The organism is Pseudomonas sp. LPH60 (genome assembly GCF_030718165.1).
Taxonomy (GTDB): domain Bacteria; phylum Pseudomonadota; class Gammaproteobacteria; order Pseudomonadales; family Pseudomonadaceae; genus Aquipseudomonas; species Aquipseudomonas danubii.
This window is the reverse complement of record NZ_JAVAJH010000007.1, coordinates 81046-100075: the sequence shown is the minus strand read 5'-3', so window position 1 is coordinate 100075 and position 19030 is coordinate 81046. Positions and strand designations below refer to the sequence as shown.

Annotated in this window: 19 protein-coding genes; 9 read left to right on the top strand and 10 right to left on the bottom strand. The window is 63.4% G+C overall.

What is annotated here, in order from left to right; genetic code table 11:
- Nucleotides 1-9: 9 nt before the first annotated feature.
- The 4 genes from Q8O96_RS23800 to Q8O96_RS23785 all read right to left on the bottom strand — a co-directional run bounded on the left by Q8O96_RS23800 (nt 10) and on the right by Q8O96_RS23785 (nt 2216).
- A complete protein-coding gene (locus Q8O96_RS23800; RefSeq protein ID WP_305949522.1) occupies nt 10-510 on the bottom strand; it encodes a spore coat U domain-containing protein in 501 nt (166 codons plus the stop codon).
- A gap of 4 nt (nt 511-514) precedes the next feature.
- Nucleotides 515-1051, bottom strand: coding sequence for a spore coat protein U domain-containing protein (locus tag Q8O96_RS23795; protein ID WP_102864676.1), 537 nt, complete (start codon nt 1049-1051; stop codon nt 515-517).
- 20 nt (nt 1052-1071) lie between these two features.
- Entirely contained in the window at nt 1072-1611 is a 540-nt protein-coding gene (locus Q8O96_RS23790; protein ID WP_102864969.1) for a spore coat U domain-containing protein, read from the bottom strand.
- A 104-nt stretch (nt 1612-1715) separates the two neighbouring features.
- Entirely contained in the window at nt 1716-2216 is a 501-nt protein-coding gene (locus Q8O96_RS23785; protein ID WP_102864675.1) for a spore coat U domain-containing protein, read from the bottom strand.
- A gap of 237 nt (nt 2217-2453) precedes the next feature.
- Between Q8O96_RS23785 and zapE the strand changes: the two genes are divergently transcribed.
- The 4 genes from zapE to Q8O96_RS23765 all read left to right on the top strand — a co-directional run bounded on the left by zapE (nt 2454) and on the right by Q8O96_RS23765 (nt 5953).
- On the top strand, nt 2454-3584 hold the full coding sequence (gene zapE, locus Q8O96_RS23780; protein WP_371826202.1) for a cell division protein ZapE: 1131 nt from the start codon (nt 2454-2456) through the stop codon (nt 3582-3584).
- The gene (locus tag Q8O96_RS23775; protein ID WP_115580517.1) at nt 3581-4195 is read left to right on the top strand and encodes a hypothetical protein; all 615 of its coding nucleotides are present in this window, start codon (nt 3581-3583) and stop codon (nt 4193-4195) included. Before zapE ends, Q8O96_RS23775 begins: the two co-directional genes overlap by 4 nt.
- Entirely contained in the window at nt 4182-4550 is a 369-nt protein-coding gene (locus tag Q8O96_RS23770; RefSeq protein WP_305949521.1) for a hypothetical protein, read from the top strand. Before Q8O96_RS23775 ends, Q8O96_RS23770 begins: the two co-directional genes overlap by 14 nt.
- 89 nt (nt 4551-4639) lie before the next feature.
- Nucleotides 4640-5953: a leucine-rich repeat-containing protein kinase family protein gene (locus Q8O96_RS23765; protein WP_305949520.1), complete on the top strand. Its 1314-nt coding sequence runs from the start codon at nt 4640-4642 to the stop codon at nt 5951-5953.
- Between the two features lie 68 nt (nt 5954-6021).
- Here Q8O96_RS23765 and Q8O96_RS23760 read toward each other — a convergent pair whose 3' ends face one another.
- The 3 genes from Q8O96_RS23760 to Q8O96_RS23750 form a co-directional block, all read right to left on the bottom strand.
- Nucleotides 6022-6726, bottom strand: coding sequence for a YebC/PmpR family DNA-binding transcriptional regulator (locus Q8O96_RS23760; protein ID WP_060840179.1), 705 nt, complete (start codon nt 6724-6726; stop codon nt 6022-6024).
- 119 nt (nt 6727-6845) lie between these two features.
- Entirely contained in the window at nt 6846-8237 is a 1392-nt protein-coding gene (locus Q8O96_RS23755) for an FAD-dependent oxidoreductase (protein WP_115580520.1), read from the bottom strand.
- A gap of 99 nt (nt 8238-8336) precedes the next feature.
- Nucleotides 8337-9761 carry an MFS transporter gene (locus Q8O96_RS23750; protein ID WP_258009286.1) on the bottom strand — a complete coding sequence of 475 codons (1425 nt, stop codon included), beginning with the start codon at nt 9759-9761 and terminating at the stop codon, nt 8337-8339.
- A 189-nt stretch (nt 9762-9950) separates the two neighbouring features.
- On the opposite strand from Q8O96_RS23750, the gene Q8O96_RS23745 reads away from it, so the two are divergent.
- The gene (locus Q8O96_RS23745; RefSeq protein ID WP_102864667.1) at nt 9951-10838 is read left to right on the top strand and encodes a LysR substrate-binding domain-containing protein; all 888 of its coding nucleotides are present in this window, start codon (nt 9951-9953) and stop codon (nt 10836-10838) included.
- Nucleotides 10839-10888: 50 nt separating this feature from the next.
- Here Q8O96_RS23745 and Q8O96_RS23740 read toward each other — a convergent pair whose 3' ends face one another.
- A complete protein-coding gene (locus Q8O96_RS23740) occupies nt 10889-11749 on the bottom strand; it encodes a LysR substrate-binding domain-containing protein (RefSeq protein WP_102864666.1) in 861 nt (286 codons plus the stop codon).
- 110 nt (nt 11750-11859) lie between these two features.
- Here Q8O96_RS23740 and Q8O96_RS23735 point away from each other — a divergent pair, with 110 nt between their 5' ends.
- The 3 genes from Q8O96_RS23735 to Q8O96_RS23725 all read left to right on the top strand — a co-directional run bounded on the left by Q8O96_RS23735 (nt 11860) and on the right by Q8O96_RS23725 (nt 14652).
- Nucleotides 11860-12969 carry a 2-aminoethylphosphonate--pyruvate transaminase gene (locus Q8O96_RS23735; protein ID WP_115580521.1) on the top strand — a complete coding sequence of 370 codons (1110 nt, stop codon included), beginning with the start codon at nt 11860-11862 and terminating at the stop codon, nt 12967-12969.
- 102 nt (nt 12970-13071) lie between these two features.
- On the top strand, nt 13072-13899 hold the full coding sequence (gene phnX, locus Q8O96_RS23730; RefSeq protein WP_110652855.1) for a phosphonoacetaldehyde hydrolase: 828 nt from the start codon (nt 13072-13074) through the stop codon (nt 13897-13899).
- A gap of 198 nt (nt 13900-14097) precedes the next feature.
- Nucleotides 14098-14652, top strand: coding sequence for a cytochrome b (locus Q8O96_RS23725; protein WP_305949519.1), 555 nt, complete (start codon nt 14098-14100; stop codon nt 14650-14652).
- On the opposite strand, the gene Q8O96_RS23720 is transcribed toward Q8O96_RS23725, so the two are convergent.
- Nucleotides 14643-15572 (bottom strand): 1-aminocyclopropane-1-carboxylate deaminase/D-cysteine desulfhydrase, encoded by a 930-nt coding sequence (locus Q8O96_RS23720; RefSeq protein WP_305949676.1) that lies wholly within the window; start codon nt 15570-15572, stop codon nt 14643-14645. The genes Q8O96_RS23725 and Q8O96_RS23720 overlap by 10 nt on opposite strands.
- A 75-nt stretch (nt 15573-15647) precedes the next feature.
- Nucleotides 15648-17687: an NADPH-dependent 2,4-dienoyl-CoA reductase gene (locus Q8O96_RS23715; protein WP_305949518.1), complete on the bottom strand. Its 2040-nt coding sequence runs from the start codon at nt 17685-17687 to the stop codon at nt 15648-15650.
- A gap of 209 nt (nt 17688-17896) precedes the next feature.
- Between Q8O96_RS23715 and Q8O96_RS23710 the strand changes: the two genes are divergently transcribed.
- The gene (locus Q8O96_RS23710; RefSeq protein ID WP_102864661.1) at nt 17897-19027 is read left to right on the top strand and encodes a carbon-nitrogen hydrolase family protein; all 1131 of its coding nucleotides are present in this window, start codon (nt 17897-17899) and stop codon (nt 19025-19027) included.
- Nucleotides 19028-19030: the final 3 nt, after the last annotated feature.

The following is a 19030-nucleotide window of genomic DNA, read 5'->3' as shown; positions in this document are numbered from 1 at the left end:
CTCGCCCCATCACCACGACAGCTGCACCTGCAGCACATCGCTGTAAGTCCCCCCAGGCTGATTGCCCGGCAACTGCACCTGCCCGTAAATCGGCAGGCTGATGTTATTGGCATCGCTGTAAGCCACGGCCACGCTCTGGCCTATGCCCAGGCTCTGGCTGTACGCCGCATCGCGAAACAACTGATAGGCCACCCGGGCACTGCCGCTATTGAGCTGCATATGTCGCCCGCTGTTGTTGTACTGGCCGCCGTCCACGATCATGTTCAGGGCCACTCCCGGTGTGCACTGCAATTGCACGCCCCCGATCAACGCCACTCGCACGGTGCTGGTGGACAGCGCCGACTGGCTGCCGAAGGACAGGCTGCCGTAGTTGCTGACACCGCCCACCACCAGACAACCGGCGGTGATGGTGGCACTGACCTGGAAGTTCTGGCTGGTGGCCGCCCAGATCCACGCCGGCCAGGCACTGGCGCAGATCAGGGCAAACAGCGCAAGACCTTGGCTGGCCATGGCATCAGAAGGTCAGCTGCACGGACACCGTATCGGTGTAGGTGCCGGCCGGCAGCCCGGCCTTGCCCACGGCCTGGCCATAGAGGTTCACGGTCTGCGCGACCCCGGTGCTCGGCGCCAGGTTGATCACCCCATTGATCGCCACGATCTGCGAGTGGCCGGAGTCGGTGTACAGGTCGTAGGGCACATAGTTGGCCACCCCGTCGTACAACGCCCGGGTGCCACCCGAGGACATACCGTCATTGTTGCCGCCCTGGATGGTCAGGCTGGGTGTGGTGCCGCTGGAGCAGAGAATCGACAAAGCCCCGCCACCGCCCCCCAGCACCTGGCCAGTGGCCGTCGTAAACAGGCTGTTGGTGGTGCCGAAGTTCAAGGCGCCGAAGTTCAGACCGGTGCTGCCGCCCACCCCGTTGACCTGGCAACTGCTGGTGAGGATCAGGGTTGAGCTGATCTGACCGGTGACCGTAGTGGCGGCGTTGGCCGTGGAAACCATGACCAGTCCCAACAAGGGCCAGCCAATCCTGGATACAAGCGCGTGCATGATGTGCGTCCTCTCGTGAGTTACCAATCCAGCGTGATGGTCAGGGTGTCGGTGTAGACCCCTGCCGGAACCGCGCGGGTATTCGCGACCACAGAGCCGAACACCGGAATGGGAATCCGCCTGCCGCTGCTCACTGCGAAATTGCGCTGCTGGCCGATGCTGTAGCTGTCGCTACCGGATGCATCGACAAACAATCGATAGGGAATGGTCTGGCGTCCGTTGCTCAAACGCCGGGTTGTACCGTCGCCGTTGAGGCCGCCATTGATGGTCACGGTGAAACCGGTGACCGAGGGATTGCAGGCCACCTGCAACTGGCCTTCGGCACTGTCGGTGAGGCTGGCCTTGATGGGGTTGACCCAGGTCGGCCCCTGCTGCCCGAAGTCGAGCATGCCCAGGTTGCTGATGGGGTTCGTGGAGGGCGCGCTGCCGCCACTGCTCACCTGACAACTGGCAGTGATCACCAGGCGCGCCTGGATCTGCCCGCTGATCGCCGCCTGGGCATCATCAACCAGCAGACACAGCGAGCCCAGGGCGACGATCGTCCAGGTCCTGCCTTTCATTGCACCCATCCCGGTTCCATCAGGACTCCCACGTGAGCCGTTCAACCTGAACGGCTGTCCCTGCTCTGCCCGGGTCCCCCGTGGCAGCTGTCATACCCCCGACCTCACCAGGTCAGGGTCACCTTCAATACATCGGAATAGCCCCCGGCCCGGGGAATCTCGGCCAGAGGTTCAATGCGCCCGTACAGGGGCAGATCCACAGTGCCGGAGTCCGGCACCCGTCCACTGACCGGGACATTCACCGGCAACGCAATGCGCCGGGCCGAGTCTTGGTAGAGGCGATAAGGAATGGGTTTGCCCAACGCACTGTTGCTGGCCAGGTAACGCACCTCGCCGACACCGCCATGCAGGCCGCCGTCGATGCGCATCTGATAAGGGGTATCGGGATTGCACTCCAGGCGTGGCAGACGACCACTGACCCATGCCGCAGCCAAAGGCCCCGCCGGATCGTTCAGGCGCGCAGTACTGCCAAAGTCCAGGGTACCGAGTTGCTCGACACCGGCCTCCCGCTGCTGACCCACCAACTGGCAGCCACGCTGCACATCGACCCGGACCTGCACCTGCAAATCCGCGGCCCCTGCCGTCGCGCTGAGCAACGCGCTCATGACTGCCAAACCCTTATATCCATTCAAGGCCTCAATCCTTATGAGGAGCATTCGCTGAAATCAGGTTAGCAACCGCGGGCGAAACTGCCAGTTAGCGTATTAATCGGCCTGCCCGGTGTGAATGACCGTCTATCGCCGCCATGCCTTTTCGAGATCACTGGCTGTTGGGTTTTCTATTGGTTAAATTGTCGCGCCGCTTTTAAGGTAGGCGGCCTGGAATCATCGGGGTAACCACCATTGGCCGCTTTACCGCCAACACCTGCACAGACTCAATCACCCTGGCGACGCCTGTTCGCCCGAGCCTTGCGCCGCCCGAACGGTGCCGGTGGTGTGATCCATGACTACTTTCGCCACAAGGCCCGGGACCTGGGATACACCCTCAGCCACAGCCAATTGCGGGTGATCGACTGCATGGCCCGGCAGGCCGAGGACCTGACGCAATCCTCCGGCAAGGCCCAGAGCCTGTACCTGTACGGCGCCGTCGGCCGGGGCAAGAGCTGGTTGCTGGACGGCTTCTTCCGCGCCTTGCCCATCGCCGAAAAACAGCGCCTGCACTTCCACGACTTCTTCGCCCGGTTGCACCAGGGCATGTTCCGCCATCAGCAGCAGGCCGACGCTCTGGAAACCACCCTGGATGAACTGCTCAACCAGTGCCGAGTGCTGTGCTTCGATGAGTTCCATGTCCATGACATTGGCGATGCGATGCTGATCACCCGGCTGTTCAAGGCCCTGTTCAACCGCGGCATCACGCTGTTACTGACTTCCAACTACGCCCCCGAGGGCCTGCTGCCCAACCCGCTATACCACGCCCGCTTCAAGCCGGTGATCGAACTGATCAACGGGCGCATGCAGGTGATGGAGGTGGGAGGCCCCCACGACTACCGGAGCCAGGCCCGCTCCCACGATCAGCAGCTCTTCACCCAGGGTCACTATGTGTGGCCCGGCACCCCGGCCCAGCGCCAGGCCCTGGAACTGCCCGAGCGCCATGCCGCAGCGGCGCAACTGACAGTAGGCGCCCGGCAATTGACCGTGCGCCAGATCCAGCAGCGCAGCATCCGTTTTGAATTCAACGATGTGTGCGAACAGCCCACGGCCGTCATGGACTACCTGGAACTGAGTCGCCACTTCGACACCTGGATCATCGACGAACTGCCGGAGCTGGGAGAATGCTCGATCGCCGCCCAGCAACGCTTCATCAACCTGATCGACGTGCTCTACGACCAGGACAAACGCCTGCTGCTGATCGGCCAGCGCCCGCTGCACGAGTGTCTCGGCGGCCACGCCATCGACCTGGCGCGCACCCGCAGCCGCCTCGGGCAATTGCAGGTAATCGGTCCCGAGCACCCGCTTGAGCGAGTAGCCACATGAGTTCGATCAGCTTTTGCGAGCTGGTGTGCCTGCACCTGCAAGATTCAACCCTCAAGCACTCCCGGCTATTTGGCCTGGAGAGTTTCTCGGCAGCCGAACTGGCGGCCAAAGGCTATGAGCGGGTCGGCGAGCCCCAGGACTTTCACCAGTATGAAAAAATCTGCACGACGCGCTACCACCAGCGAACCCTGGAGGTGCTGTTCAAGTGCTACTTCCTTGACCGGCAACGGGTCGGCAGTGGCTTCAGCCTGGCCCCTGGGGCCCGCCTGACGTCCGTGCTCAAGTACAGGAAACGCCTTGCGGCACAGCAAAACCTGCCCCCTTCGCAGTTGGCTTTCCATTTCTCGGATGACAAGCAGGAAGGCGCGGTGATTCTGGATGACCGCCACGTCATGCGTTTCAACCAATGGAGCCGCCAGGGCGCCTACTTGCTTGCAACCCTGGAGAGCGACTTCGACCTGGAAAACCCGCTGGGCAGAGCCGCCACCGGATCGGTAAAATACACCTTGGAGCACCACAGCCTGGAGTCGATGCTGGCTGAAGCCAGGAACCCCAGGCACCCCGCGGCATTTCGCCGGTTAGCTGAAGCACTGCAAGATGCAAGAATTTGACCGCAAAGAGATTTATCGACTGGCAGCGGCGCTCTTGCGCTCTATTGAAAATGCCCAGCCAACGGTATTGGCGGCATTTGGCGTAAGCCCGGCCATTTATGCAGAAATCCTCGAAGAGCTGGACAGCTCGGGAGAACAGGCCGTGAACCTGGCCCTTGCGCCCTATGATCGGGCATTCCAGCCGGACCGCAGCGGCCGGGTCGCCCTGGACCTTTACCCGCTGGACACCGAGCCATCCGTCATGAGAGTGGCCTGCAAGCTGTGGTCCAAAGGCCGCAAGACCGACCTTACCCTGATTGCCGACTACGTACAGGGAGCGGGCGCGTTGACCTTCAGGTTGCTGGAAACCCAATAGCACTCATCCAATGGCCGCTCAGGCAGCCAAAACCACCGAACTGCTTTATTCTGCCCGCCTTTTTCTTCTTTCGAGTACTGACGCTGTTCATGGATACCCTTGCTCAACTGCGGGCCGGCCAGCTGGCCGGAATCAAGCGCCTGGACCTGTCCTGCGGACTGACCGAGTTCCCCCGGGAGATCTTCGATCTGGCCGACTCGCTGGAAATCCTCAACCTCAGCGGCAATGCACTGAGCAGCCTGCCCGACGACCTGCACCGGCTCACCCACCTGCGCATCCTGTTCTGCTCGGACAACCAGTTCAGTGAACTACCGGCCTGCCTCGGCCATTGCGCGCAACTGAGCATGATCGGCTTCAAGGCCAACCGCATCGAACGGGTGCCGGCCGCCGCCCTGCCGCCGCAGTTGCGCTGGCTGATCCTCACCGACAACCGCATCAGTGAACTGCCCGAAGAGCTGGGCCAGCGCCCGCTGCTACAAAAGCTCATGCTGGCCGGCAACCGCCTGACCGCCCTGCCCCAGAGCCTGGGCCAGTGCCACAACCTGGAGCTGCTGCGGATCGCCGCCAACCGCCTGACCGAGCTGCCGCCGTTCCTCCTGGCCCTGCCGCGCCTGACCTGGCTGGCCTATGCCGGCAATCCACTGGAATCCGAGGCCGACGCCCAGGCCCTGGAGTCCACCCGCACCATCCCCTGGCACGAACTGCGCCTGGAGCAACGCCTGGGCGAAGGCGCCTCCGGGGTGATTCACCAAGCGTGGTGGCAGCCGACGGGAGAGCCGGCCCGCGCGGCGGCGGTCAAGCTGTACAAGGGCGAGATGACCAGCGATGGCTCGCCGCTGCATGAAATGAACGCCTGTATCAGTGCCGGGTTGCATCCGAACCTGATCCGGGTCGAGGGCCGCATCGTCGAGCATCCCCAGGGCCAGAACGGACTGGTGATGCAACTGATCGACCCCAGCTACCGCAACCTTGCGGCGCTGCCGAGCCTGGATTCCTGCTCCCGGGATATCTACCCGGATAACGCGCACTACCGTGCCGGCGTGATTCTGCGAATCGCCCGCGGCATCGCTGCGGTGGGTGCCCACCTGCATGCCCAGGGCATTACCCACGGCGACCTCTACGGCCACAACACCCTGTGGAATGAACAAGGCGACTGCCTGCTGGGGGATTTTGGCGCGGCGTCCTTCCATGCCAAGGACGACACCCCAGAGAGCCGGGCGCTGCAACGCCTGGAAGTACGGGCCTTCGGTGTCTTGCTGGAAGAATTGCTGGAGCGCGGGGATGGCTCGCTGAGCCTGGAACAGCGGCAGAAACTGGCGGCGCTGGTGCAGCGCTGCTGTCAGCCAGAGGTGCTGGCACGACCGGACTTTGCCCAGGTCTGTGAGGAATTAGCGGGGCTTTAAAACAGCTTCGCCGGCCAGCCGGCTCCTACAGAGGTTTGCAGGAGCCGGCTGGCCGGCGAATCGCGGTCTTAACCCGCCAGGCCGACGAACATGTCCTGCACGTCGTCATGGTTGTCCAGGCCTTCGAGGAAGGCCTCGACTTCAGCCATCTGCTCATCGCTCAGGCCGCTCACCGGGTTCTTCGGCTGATAGCCCAGCTTGGCCGACAACACGGTGAAACCTTGCTCGGGCAATGCCTTTTGTACGGCATCCAGGTCCGCAGGCTCGGTCAGGAACAGGGTTGCGCCCTCTTCACCCGGTTCGAAATCCTGAGCACCGGCCTCGATGGCGGCCAGTTCCGGATCAGCGTCCGGGCTGTCCGGCGAGGCTTCGATCATGCCCACGTGATTGAAATCCCAGGACACCGAGCCCGAAGCACCCAGTTGGCCCTTGCGGAAGGCCACACGGATTTCCGCCACGGTACGGTTGATGTTATCGGTCACGCATTCAACGATCAGCGGCACCTGGTGCGGGGCAAAACCTTCGTAGGTCACGCGGTGGTACTGCACGGTTTCGCCCAGTTGGCCCGAACCTTTCTTGATGGCGCGCTCAAGGGTCTCGCGGGGCATCGAGGCCTTCTTGGCCTGTTCGACCACCAGCCGCAGGTGGGCGTTGGTGGCGACGTCAGCGCCGTTACGTGCGGCAATGGTGATCTCTTTCACCAGCTTGCCGAAGATCTTGCCCTTGGCGTTGGCTGCCGCTTCTTTGTGTTTAACCTTCCACTGTGCGCCCATTACTCACTCTCTTGATCTATGGCGTCGAGTTGGATTTGGCCGACGCGATGGGCAAGTTTATACGTCCTCAGGGCCCTGATCGACCAAAAAGTCAGCGACCGGCCCTACCCCGCCAGGCTTCAGCCCTTGTCGGCCTTGCCAGCGGCCGCAGCGAAACGCGCCAGACGCACATCCAGATGCCGCGGCCGACGCCCATGATCCTCGGCCCGCTCCTTGCGGCGAATGGCGTTGCGCACCATGAGCGAGCCCAGGTAGCGGATCGGCTCCGGGGGGAAGTAACCCAAGGGACCGTTGACCAGGGGCGAACGGGTCCAGGGATTGTCCAGGCCCTGGACCAGGGATGCGAGAATCTGCCCTCCCATATGACAGGGGCCCACGCCGCTGCCGGAATAGCCGAACCCATAGAAGAGGTTGCCGGCGCGGCTCATCTGGCCGAAGAAGGGCAACCCGGTGACCGAGCGATCCGACGGACCGTTCCAGGTCGCGGCCACCGGCACCTCGGCAAAGGCCGGGAAGAACTGCCCCAGGCTCTTGTGCAGCAACCCGGCATAGGGCGACGGCTGGTCGAACACCGGCAACATGCGCCCACCGTAGGCAAAGGTGTTGCCGCCCTTGCCGAGCATGATCCGGCCGTCGGGAGTGTTGTGGTAGTAGTGCACGAAGATCCGCGAATCCAGCACCGTCACCCCGCTGGTCAAGCCGATCTGCTGCAGCAGTTGCGGACGCGGCTCGGTGATCAGCATGTCACTGGAAACAATCGCCACACTGCGTTCGAACTGCGGAAAGGCCCGGGCCATCCAGGCGTTCATCGCCAACACCACACGCTGGGCACGGATCTGTCCCAAAGGGGTGCGCAACCGCGCCGGGCGCCCTTCTTCCAACCCGGTCATGGCGCTGTGCTCATGGATTCTGACCCCCAATTGCAAGGCCACCCGACGCAAGCCACGCACCAGCAACCCCGGCTGCACACTGGCGGCGGCCGGCGAGTACCAGCCTTCCAGGTGCTGGCTGGAACCGGCCATGCGCTGCACATCGGCCAAGGGGCGCTTCTCGAAGGAATTGATGCCCCGGCGTTCCAGGGCAGCGATCACCCCGTCGGTAGAACCGACCTGGGCCTGGTTGGTGGCGGTGTACAAGGTACCGTCGAGGCGATAGTGAGCCTCCACTCCATAGCGCTCGCAGAATGCGCCGATGGCGTGGATGCTGCGCTCGGACTCCTTGACTAGGCGCACCGCCTCCTCGATGCCGAACAGACGCTCCAGGGTGAAGTACTTGGCCGACCAGGACAGCGCACAGCCGCCATTGCGCCCACTGGCACCGGCGCCGCAGATATCCGCCTCGATCAGCAGCACATCCAGCCCGGGGTTCTGCTCCTTGAGCATGATGGCGGTCCACAAACCGGTGTAGCCGCCGCCGACAATGGCCACCTCGCAGGTGGTATCGCCCTGCAGAGGCGGACAGGGGTCCAGGGTTTCCTGTTGCAGGGCCTGTTCCAGCCAGAAAGGTCGCATGGGTGAGTCTCCAGGAAAAAAACGGCAAGTGGGTGCGCTGGCAAGCCAGCGCCTACAACACTTCGTAGGAGCCGGCTTGCCGGCGAAGGGGCAGAAAAGTCAGGAACGCAACGGCTTGATCAACAACGGTCCATTGGGAACGAGCCCGCGCACCGGCTCGCTCCCATGGGGTCGGCTGTTCCAGAACGGCATGAGCAACAGCGCCGAGACCAGGGCACAGCCGGCAAACACGATGAACACCGTCACCGTGTCGAAATAGCCCGGCAACAAGCCCCCCAGTACTGCCCCCACCGAGCCGCAGCCATTGACGAAGCCTGCGGCCGTGGCCCCGGCCTTGGCCGAACCGAAATCAATGGCCGCCGCGCCGCTGATCATCGAGTCCGGCCCGTACAGGGTCAGCCCCATGAAAAACAGCAGCAGCATCACCAGCAGCACGCTGCCGGTGTGCAGCGCCCCCATGAACAGCGCCAGGGACACCGTCAGCGCCAAGAGGCTGAGGACACAGGCCGGCATGCGCCGGGCACCGAACAGCTTGTCCGAGGCCAGGCCGATCATGATCGGCCCCAGCAGCCCGGCCAGCTCGAAGGTGGTGGGCACGATCGCCGCCCCCACCTTGCCCACCGACGGCATCTGCTCATAAACGATCACCGGTCCCCACAGCAGAATCGCGTAGCGCGCCGGTTTGAGCAGGAAGTACGACAGGCCGAGCACCAGCACCGTGCGATTGCGCAGGATCTCCCGCAACGGCTCCCAGACACTCAGGCGGCGCTCGGCGGCCTCCTCCTCGGCACTCTGTGGCGCCAATGGCTCCACCGCCGGCAAACCCACATCCTGCGGGGTGTTGCGCTGGAAGATGAAAAACAGCACCGCCGTCAGCCCCACCACCACTGCGCTGGAGATGAACGCCGCATGCCAGGTGCCGATCAGGGTATAGGCCCACCAGCCGGCAAAGGGCGACGCCACCAGCCCGCCAAAGGCGTAGCAGGAACTCCATAGTCCCAGGACCCGGCCACGCTCCCGGGCAGGAAAGAAACTGCCCATGTTCTTGCACAGCCCGGACCAACCGGTGGACTGCGCCAGCCCCTGGATCAGCATGCACGTGGCGAACACCGGCAAGGTGGCGAAGCTGCCCATGACCAGGGCCGCGGCCGCGGAGATCAGCAGGCCGCCCAGCACCACCACCCGCGGGCCGAAACGGTCGGCGAAGATCCCCCAGGTGAACTGGCCCACGGCGTAGGCCGCCAGGTAGATGGCATCGAGGTTGGCCATGGCCATCTTGTCGAGGGTGAAGTCGGGATCGTCGGCGATCCCCAGTTTGGCGACGGAAAAGGCTTTGCGGGTGAAGTAGAACGCCGCGTAGGCGATCCAGGTGATGGCGAAAATCTGCACGCGCCAACGTTTGATGGTGCCGTTGTGCTTATTCATTGTGGTTCTGACCTCAGGGTGAGTGTGCCGGCAGAATGAGGAGCAAACGCCTGTGTTTTTTATTGTTGAGCACTGCAGCAGAGCCCTTGAGGCAGGCACTGCTGGTCAGATGAGTCCTGTTGCTTTCCCTGTTTCGGGACTTGGAGGTGCACGCACAGGCATCAGGGCCGGGTACGGGTCGACTGACGGGTCACCCGGGCCTTGAAAGATGGAAGCAATTACCAACTAATAAGTGAAATCGATTTATCGTATTTCAAATATAAGCCCAGCTTGTAAGAGGGTCTGCCCATGTCGGTTTCCCACGCACAGTTGAAGGCCTTTCATGCGGTGGCCGTGCACGGCAACTTCACCAAGGCTGCCGAACGCCTGTTTCTCACCCAGCCGGCGATTTCCGATCAGGTGCGCAAGCTCGAAGAGCGCTTCGGCGTCATCCTGTTCCATCGCAACAAACGCTCGGTACGCCTCACGGATCTGGGAGAACGCCTGCTGGCCATCACCCAGCGCCTGTTCGTGGTGGAGGCCGAAGCCAAGGAACTGTTGCAGGATTCCCAGGCCTTGCAGACCGGCAGCCTGGTACTGGCGGTGGATGCCCCGGTGCATGTGCTGCCGCAGATCGCCCGGTTCTGCGAGCTGTACCCCGGGATCAATGTGAAGATCGAGACCGGCAACACCGATGAATCCCTGCTGCGTCTGTTCAACTACCAGGCCGACCTGGCCCTGCTGGGACGGGAGGTGGATGACGAGCGCCTGCTGTCCTTGACCCTGCGCAACGACCCGATGGTGGCCTTTGTCTCGCGCAATCATCCGTGGGCCGATCGCCAGTCCATCTGCCTGGCCGACCTGGACGACACGCCCCTGGTGCTGCGGGAAGTCGGCTCGGTAACCCGGCAGACCCTGGAAGAGGAAATGAACCGGGCCGGCCTGCGGATTCGCCCGACCATCCAGGTGGAGGGCCGGGAAGCCGCGCGAGAAGCGGTAGTGGTGGGGATTGGCGTGGGGGTGGTCTCGGCGGCGGAGTTCGGCGCCGACTCCCGGGTCTGCGCCCTGCCGATCATCGACTGCCAGCGGCGCATGACCGAAACCCTGGTGTGCCTGCGCGAGCAGAGTTCACGGCGGATCGTCGCGACCTTTCTCGATCTGGTACGCGAAAGCCTGGCCTCCCCCACCGCTCCGTAGGCGCCGGCTTGCCGGCGAAGGCGATCCCTCGGCCAGTTGCTACGGGGCGCTCAGGCAGGAGCCAGGGCGAAAAACGCCTGGATCAAGCGCAGGTCACGGCGCCGTTCCATGCAACCGAGCATGTGCCGGTTGATCAGGCCAGCGCCACGAATCGGCACCGTGCACACCCGCGGGTCGTGCCCCACTTCCACTGAACTGACGATCCCGACCCCCAACTGCGCCGCCACCGCTTCGGTCACCGCCTCGCGGCTGTCCAGTTCCAGCAGCACGCGGGGCTGGACCCTGGCCAACACGCAAGCCTCATCAAAGGTGCGCCGGGTGATGGAACTGGGTTCGCGCAGCACCATGATCACCTGATCCAGTTGTTCGATGGCAATACCTTCGGGCAGCTCCAGCCAGGGATGCCCCTGGGGCACCAGGGCACACATCCGCGACTCACCCAGGCTTTGCAGGTGCAGGCCCTTGCGCGGCTCGACTTCGGTCAGCACCGCCACGTCGGCGTGTTCCGACAGCAGCGCCGCCAGGGTTTCCTGGGCATTGCCCAGGCGCAGGTTGACCGTCACCCCCGGATACTTCGCCCGCAGGCTGGCCAGCATCGGCATCACCATGTGCGGGCCATCCGCCGCCACTTCCAGGCGCCCGGTCAGCAATTGCCGGTTGGCCTCGAGCATGGCCTGGGCCTCTTCGGCCAGGCCGAACATGGCCCGGGTGATGGCCGCCAGCTTGATGCCTTCCTCGGTCAGCTCCACCCGGCGCGCAGTGCGCCGCAGCAGGGTGATCTGGTAATGCTCTTCCAGGGCCTTGATATGCCCGGTCACCGCCGGCTGGCTGATAAACAGCCGCCCGGCGGCCCGGGTGAAGCTGCCTTCACGGGCCACGGCGTCGAATGCGCGGAGTTGAAACAGGTTCATAGCTATCGGCCTCACTGATGGCTGGCATAACAACAAACAATTTGATTGATGACAAGGCAAACTGCAATTTAGTCCCCGTAGCTTCATCCCATCATTTTCGAGGACACAGCATGAGCATCGCCGAGCCAATCCTGCTTACCCCCGGGCCCCTGACCACATCCGCCCGCACCCGCCAGGCGATGCTGGTGGACTGGGGTTCATGGGATGAGCGCTTCAACCAACTGACAGCCAGCCTGTGCCAGCAACTGCTGGCCATCGTCAACGGCGCCGACAGCCACCACTGTGTCCCCCTGCAAGGCAGCGGAACCTTCGCCGTGGAAGCCGCCATCGGCACCCTGGTGCCCCGCAACGGCAAGGTCCTGGTGCTGATCAACGGTGCCTACGGCAAGCGCCTGGCGAAAATCTGCGAAGTGCTCGGCCGCGACTTCAGCACCTTTGAAACCGCCGAGGACGAACCCACCACCGCCGCCGACGTCGAGCGCCTGCTCCAGGCCGACCACCGCATCAGCCACGTGGCCCTGATCCACTGCGAAACCAGCACCGGCATCCTCAACCCGCTGCCGGAGATCGCCCAGGTCGTGGCCCGCCACGGCAAACGCCTGATCATCGATGCCATGAGCTCCTTTGGCGCCCTGCCCATCGATGCCCGGGAAATCCCCTTCGACGCATTGATCGCCGCCTCCGGTAAATGCCTGGAAGGCGTGCCCGGCATGGGTTTTGTCTTCGCCCGCAAGGAGTCCCTGGCCCAGGCGGCGGGCAACGCCCATTCCCTGGCCATGGACTTGCACGACCAGCACAGCTACATGGCCAAGACCGGCCAGTGGCGCTTCACCCCGCCGACCCACGTGGTCGCTGCGTTACATGAAGCCCTGCTGCAGTACAACGAAGAAGGCGGCCTGCCGGCACGCCATGCGCGCTACGCCGACAACTGTCGGACACTGCTGGAAGGCATGGGGAACTTGGGCTTGCGCAGCTTTCTGCCGGAAGCAATCCAGGCGCCGATCATCGTCACCTTCCATGCCCCGCAAGACCCGCGTTACCAGTTCAAGGACTTCTATGAACGGGTCAAGGCCAAGGGCTACATCCTCTACCCGGGCAAGCTGACCCAAGTCGAAACCTTCCGCGTGGGCTGCATCGGTCACGTCGACCGCCGCGGCATGCAGGCCGCCGTCGCCGCCATCGCCGAGGTACTGCAGGAAATGGAAGTCCAGAACATCTGACTCCCCGCCGTGCCTGCAACAGCGAGCTTGCTCGCGAAACAGGCGCTGCGATCCCGAACCTTTTTCCGCGAGCAAACTCGCTCCTACACAGGCATTGAAACCATGAACTACAGCAACCCTTCTCAGTTGCAAGCAGCGATCCTCGACTGGGCCGGCACCGTGGTGGACTTCGGCTCCTTCGCTCCGACGCAGATCTTTGTCGAAGCCTTTGCCGAATTCGATGTGCAGGTGTCTATCGAAGAAGCCCGCGGCCCCATGGGCATGGGTAAGTGGGACCATATCCGCACCCTGTGCGACCTGCCGGAGGTGGCCGAGCGCTACCGTAAAGTCTTCGGCCGTACACCCACCGATGCCGACGTCACAGCCATCTACGAGCGCTTCATGCCATTGCAGATCGAGAAAATCGCCGAGCATTCGGCACTGATTCCCGGCGCCCTGGAAGTGATTGCCAAGCTGCGCGAGCAAGGCATCAAGATCGGCTCCTGCTCCGGCTACCCCAAGCAGGTGATGGACAAGGTGGTGGCCCTGGCCGCCAGCAACGGCTACGTCGCCGACCATGTAGTGGCCACCGACGAAGTGCCCAACGGTCGCCCCTGGCCGGCCCAGGCCCTGGCCAATGTGATCGCCCTGGGCATCGATGATGTTGCCGCCTGCGTGAAGATCGACGACACCGTGCCAGGGATTCTCGAAGGCCGTCGCGCCGGCATGTGGACCGTGGCCCTGATCTGCTCGGGCAACGCCCTGGGCCTGAGCTATGACGGCTTCCGTGCCCTGGCCAGCGACACCCTGGCCAGCGAGCGCAAGCGCATCCATAAACTGTTCGAGGCTTCGCGCCCGCACTACATGATCGACACCATTGCCGATCTGCCTCAGGTCATCGCCGACATCAACCAGCGCCTGGCCCGAGGAGAGATGCCCCAGAGCCACTGATCAGACCCCAGCTCCACAACCAAACGGCGGCGCTCCTGGCACCGCCGTTTTTTTATCGGGCATTGCCCCGCCAGGGCCCTCGCAAGGGCGATAAAAGCCCCTGTCGACTCAGGCAAACCCTCGGATAGCGGATTACAGTTACAGCACTCCGTCATTCAAGAACGGAGGCTTCAGACCTGATGACCGAGGATGTCCCGTATGCCCTGGAAAAACACTGAGTCTCGCTACAGCAGCATGACGATCACCCTGCACTGGTTGATGCTGGTGCTCTTGGCGGTGGTTTACGCCTGTATCGAATTTCGCGGCATCTTTCCCAAGGGCAGCGGCGCTCGCACGCTGATTGTCGAAGCCCACTTCATGCTCGGCCTGACGGTGTTCGTTCTGGTCTGGCTGCGCCTGTTCGCGCGCACCCAGGGCGTCGCACCGAAGATCGTGCCCAACCCGCCCCAGTGGCAACGGCTGCTGGCGACGCTCATGCACTGGGCGCTCTACCTGTTCATGATCGCCATGCCGCTGCTCGGTTGGCTGACCACCAGCGCCAAGGGCCATCAAGTGATGTTCTACGGTTTCGATCTGCCGCTGCTGGTGGCAGAGGACAAAAACCTGGCCAAACAACTCCAGGTCTGGCACGAACTGCTGGGTACCTTCGGCTACTGGCTGATCGGACTGCATGCCCTGGCCGGGCTCTATCACCACTACGTGATGCGCGATAACACCCTGCAACGCATGTGGCGCAAACCGGATCAGGCCTGATCGGCGAATCCACGGCGGCCTTGCAAGCCGCCGGTATGCACGAAGATCAACCGGCTACCCGCGGCAAAGCGCCCGGCCAGGACCTGCGCCTGCAAGGCCAGCAGGGCCTTGCCGGTGTACAGCGGTTCCAATGGCAAGCCGCTGTATCGCTCACTCAGTTGGATGAACTCCCGCAACTCTGCGTCGACCTTGGCAAAACCGCCACGACTGCTGTCCAGCAGCTCATAACGGCCACTGTTCAGCCCGGCCTCCTGCAAAATATCCGCAACCTGCTGCGCCACCCCGTGATCCGCAGGCACCGCCAGTGCGCCATACACCGGGTGCACGCCAGCCTCCGCCAGCACCAACCCAGCCAGGGTGGTGCCAGTACCGACGGCCAGCCACCAACCGTGATAGTCGCTCCAGCCCAAGGCCGGTAACTGTTGCTGCACCTGTTGTAGCAACGGCCGGCAGCCTGAAGCGCCCGCCAGGCCACCGCCCCCCTCGGGCACCGGATACAGCTCGGGGTACTGCGCCTGCCAAGGCGCCCAGAAACCGGGGGCATGGCGCCCCCGGTAACCGGCGTAACCCAGCCAGTGCACCTGCATGCCGAAACGCTGCAGGTCGCGCACGGTCGGGGTGTCTTGTGGATGGCCGCGCAACAGCCCGACCGTGGGGAAGGCAAAACGTCGACCGGCAGCGGCCAGGGCGTGCAGATGATTGGAATGGGCACCGCCCAGGCTGATGATGCCGGCGGCACCACACTGGCGTGCGGCTGCCAGGTGTTCGGTCAGCTTGAACCACTTGTTGCCGCTGATCAGTGGATCGATCAGGTCCAGGCGCAGCACCGCCACCTCGACCCCGGCTTGAGACAGCCAGTCCAGGTCCAGCCGTTGCAGCGGTGCCTGGGGCAGCCAATCGAAGGAATCGGGAAAGGACATCAGCATCAGGTTCAACATGCAAAGAGGCGCAGTCTACCAGTGCGCCTCTTTGCCCGCTGCGTGTCGCTGACGCCGTTACAGCTGTGCCGCCAGGCGCGAGCCCTGATTGATGGCACGCTTGGCGTCGAGCTCCGCGGCCACATCGGCGCCGCCGATCAAGTGCACATTCTGCCCTGCGGCCAGCAGGCCGTCCTGCAGCTCACGCAGCGGGTCCTGACCGGCGCAGATGACGATGTTGTCGACCGGCAGCACCTGGGGTTCTCCTGCCTCGCCAATGCGGATATGCAGACCGACGTCGTCGATCTTCAGGTATTCGACGCTGTTGAGCATCTGTACCTGCTTGTTCTTCAACCCGGTGCGGTGAATCCAGCCGGTGGTCTTGCCCAGGCCGTCGCCAACCTTGGTTTTCTTGCGCTGCAGCAGGAACACCTGACGGGCCGGTGCATGGGGCTCAGCCTTGATTCCCGCTACGCCGCCACGGGCTTCGAGCTGGGTGTCGATGCCCCATTCCTTCCAGAACGCTTCACGGTCCTGGCTGGTGGCCACGCCCTGGTGCACCAGGAACTCGGAAACGTCGAAGCCAATGCCACCGGCACCGATCACTGCCACGCTCTTGCCGACCGGCTTGCGCTCCAGCAACACATCCAGGTAGCTCAGGACCTTGGGATGCTCCACCCCGGGGATCGCCGGCACACGCGGGGCGATACCGGTGGCCAGGATGATTTCGTCAAAACCGCCGGCCACCAGTTGCTCCACATCCACCCGGGTGTTCAGGCACAGCTCGACATGGCTGGTCTGCAGCTTGCGCTTGAAGTAACGCAGGGTTTCATAGAACTCCTCCTTGCCCGGCACCCGCTTGGCGATGTTGAACTGGCCACCGATCTCGCTGGCGGAGTCGAACAGGGTCACCTGATGGCCACGTTCAGCGGCCACGGTAGCGGCGGACAGGCCCGCCGGGCCGGCCCCCACTACGGCAATCTTCTTGATCTGCGTGACCGGCAGGTAGTTCAGCTCGGTCTCGTGGCAGGCACGGGGGTTGACCAGGCAACTGGTGAGCTTGCCGCCGAAGGTATGGTCCAGGCACGCCTGGTTACAGCCGATGCAGGTGTTGATCTCGTCGGCGCGACCGGCGGCGGCTTTATTGACGAAGTCCGGATCGGCGAGGAACGGCCGAGCCATGGAAACCATGTCGGCATCGCCCTCGGCGAGGATCTGCTCAGCGATTTCCGGGGTGTTGATGCGGTTGGTGGTGATCAGCGGAATGCTCACCGAACCGCGCAGCTTGGCCGTGACTTTGCTGAATGCGGCGCGAGGCACCTTGGTGGCGATGGTGGGAATTCGCGCTTCGTGCCAGCCGATCCCGGTATTGATGATGGTGGCGCCGGCCTGTTCGATGGCCTGGGCCAGCTGCACGATTTCTTCCCAGGTGCTGCCGCCTTCCACCAGGTCGAGCATCGACAGGCGGAAGATGATGATGAAGTTCGGACCGACCGCCTCACGCACCCGGCGAACGATTTCCACTGGCAGGCGCATGCGGTTTTCGTAGCTGCCGCCCCAGCGGTCGGTGCGGTGGTTGGTGTGGGCCGCCAGGAACTGGTTAATGAAATAACCTTCCGAGCCCATGATTTCGACGCCGTCGTACTCGGCTTTCTGGGCCAGGGTCGAGCAGGTGACGAAGTCGCGGATCTGCTTCTCGATGCCTTCCTCGTCCAGCTCCTTGGGCTTGAACGGGTTGATCGGCGCCTGGATCGCGCTGGGGGCGACCTGCTTGGGGCTGTAGGCATAACGCCCGGCGTGGAGAATCTGCATGCAGATCTTGCCGCCCGCCTCGTGCACCGCACGAGTGACGATCTGGTGCTTGAGGGCCTCTTCCTCGGTGGTCAGCTTGGCAGCGCCGGAATACACCCCGCCCTCGTCGTTGGGACCGATACCGCCGGTGACCATCAGGCCCACGCCGCCGCGGGCACGCTCGGCAAAATACGCCGCCATGCGCTCGAAACCGCCGGGCTTCTCTTCCAGACCGGTGTGCATGGACCCCATCAGGGTGCGGTTGCGCAGGGTGGTGAACCCCAGGTCGAGGGGGGCCAGCAAGTGCGGGTAAGGTGCGGCAGCCATGGTGTCACTCCAGATCGGGCAATCACGGAAAATGTGGAAGCTCTGCGTCTTCCATCGGTAGTGCTCCACAGACTAAGAGCACAGTATCCGGCGCTCAATGACCGTAACTGACAACTTATTGATCCAAACGCACAGCGCCCCTTGGCAAGCGTCGGCCCGGGCCCTACCCTAGTCGACGACTCCTGCACACGGCCGCTGACTGTTTCCCCATGCGCAAACTTCTCTACATCACCCTCACTCTGGCCCTGCTTGCAGCCGCCACCCGCTACGCAATCTGGACTCGCGACCGTCCAGAGGCGCACTACCTGTCGGACCTGCGCATCCAGCTCGCGGTGGATCAAGGCGTGCCAGCCGATAATGGCAACCTGCTGGCGATTCAGCCTGAACTGTTCCCCACCGACTACCAGAACATCGAACGCCTGCATCGCAAGCTGGCGGCCTACTTGCAGCAAGCCACTGACAAAGGCCTGGTCAACGCCAAGACCATCGTCGTGCTACCGGAGCATATCGGCACCTGGCTGATGGTCAGTGGTGAAAAGAACGAGCTGTACCAGGCCACCTCCTTGAAAGAAGCGATGAACTGGCTGGCCGTGAGCAACCCCTTGCCGTTTCTCAAGGCGCTGATCAGCGCCAGGGGCGACAGTCGCCTGGACGATGCGTATCTGCGCATGAAGGCGAAGAAAATGGCCAAGGACTATCAGTGGCTGTTCGGCGGCCTGGCCAAGGAGTTCCAGGTGACCCTGGTGGCCGGCACCATCATTCTGCCGGAGCCCAGTGTCAGTCAGGGCACCCTGCAGATTGGCAGCGGCGCCCTGTACAACAGCAGCCTGGTGTTCGGCAGCGATGGCCTGCCCATGGGCCAGCCCCAGCGGCAGATCTACCCGACCTATGCCGAAAGCGGCTACCTGAAGGGCGATACCGAAACAGCGCTACGGGTGATCGATACCCCCGCCGGACGGCTCGGCGTACTGATCGGCAGCGACAGCTGGTACCCGGAAAACTATCGCAAGCTCAATGAGCAGAGCACTCAATTGGTGGCAGTCCCGGCCTTTGTCATGGGCCGCGACGGCTGGGACAAACCCTGGCGCGGTTACAAGAGCATCGCCACCCCCAGTGAAGTCAGCCTCAAGCCCGAGGAAGCCAGCGAAGGCGAGGCCTGGCATCGCCTGACCCTCACTGCCCGCCCGCCCAGCAGCCTGGCCAGTGCCGGGGTCAGCGTGTTCCTGCGTGGCCAGTTCTGGGACCAGCGCAGCAGCGGCCAGAGCTTTATCAACAGCAATGGCCAGACCTTTGCCGACGAGGGCACCCGGGGTGCTCGCTTGCTGAACATCTGGTTGTAGTCG

Excerpts from the sequence above, each read along its gene's own strand:
- Q8O96_RS23710 (WP_102864661.1), top strand. The coding sequence starts at position 17,897 with ATGCGCAAACTTCTCTACATCACCCTCACTCTGGCCCTGCTTGCAGCC.
- Q8O96_RS23745 (WP_102864667.1), top strand. The coding sequence starts at position 9,951 with ATGTCGGTTTCCCACGCACAGTTGAAGGCCTTTCATGCGGTGGCCGTG.
- Q8O96_RS23715 (WP_305949518.1), bottom strand. The coding sequence starts at position 17,687 with ATGGCTGCCGCACCTTACCCGCACTTGCTGGCCCCCCTCGACCTGGGG.
- Q8O96_RS23755 (WP_115580520.1), bottom strand. The coding sequence starts at position 8,237 with ATGCGACCTTTCTGGCTGGAACAGGCCCTGCAACAGGAAACCCTGGAC.
- Q8O96_RS23795 (WP_102864676.1), bottom strand. The coding sequence starts at position 1,051 with ATGCACGCGCTTGTATCCAGGATTGGCTGGCCCTTGTTGGGACTGGTC.
- Q8O96_RS23785 (WP_102864675.1), bottom strand. The coding sequence starts at position 2,216 with ATGAGCGCGTTGCTCAGCGCGACGGCAGGGGCCGCGGATTTGCAGGTG.
- Q8O96_RS23775 (WP_115580517.1), top strand. The coding sequence starts at position 3,581 with ATGAGTTCGATCAGCTTTTGCGAGCTGGTGTGCCTGCACCTGCAAGAT.
- Q8O96_RS23735 (WP_115580521.1), top strand. The coding sequence starts at position 11,860 with ATGAGCATCGCCGAGCCAATCCTGCTTACCCCCGGGCCCCTGACCACA.
- Q8O96_RS23800 (WP_305949522.1), bottom strand. The coding sequence starts at position 510 with ATGGCCAGCCAAGGTCTTGCGCTGTTTGCCCTGATCTGCGCCAGTGCC.
- Q8O96_RS23720 (WP_305949676.1), bottom strand. The coding sequence starts at position 15,572 with ATGTCCTTTCCCGATTCCTTCGATTGGCTGCCCCAGGCACCGCTGCAA.
- Q8O96_RS23760 (WP_060840179.1), bottom strand. The coding sequence starts at position 6,726 with ATGGGCGCACAGTGGAAGGTTAAACACAAAGAAGCGGCAGCCAACGCC.
- Q8O96_RS23725 (WP_305949519.1), top strand. The coding sequence starts at position 14,098 with ATGCCCTGGAAAAACACTGAGTCTCGCTACAGCAGCATGACGATCACC.
- Q8O96_RS23770 (WP_305949521.1), top strand. The coding sequence starts at position 4,182 with ATGCAAGAATTTGACCGCAAAGAGATTTATCGACTGGCAGCGGCGCTC.
- Q8O96_RS23740 (WP_102864666.1), bottom strand. The coding sequence starts at position 11,749 with ATGAACCTGTTTCAACTCCGCGCATTCGACGCCGTGGCCCGTGAAGGC.
- phnX (WP_110652855.1), top strand. The coding sequence starts at position 13,072 with ATGAACTACAGCAACCCTTCTCAGTTGCAAGCAGCGATCCTCGACTGG.
- Q8O96_RS23790 (WP_102864969.1), bottom strand. The coding sequence starts at position 1,611 with ATGAAAGGCAGGACCTGGACGATCGTCGCCCTGGGCTCGCTGTGTCTG.
- Q8O96_RS23765 (WP_305949520.1), top strand. The coding sequence starts at position 4,640 with ATGGATACCCTTGCTCAACTGCGGGCCGGCCAGCTGGCCGGAATCAAG.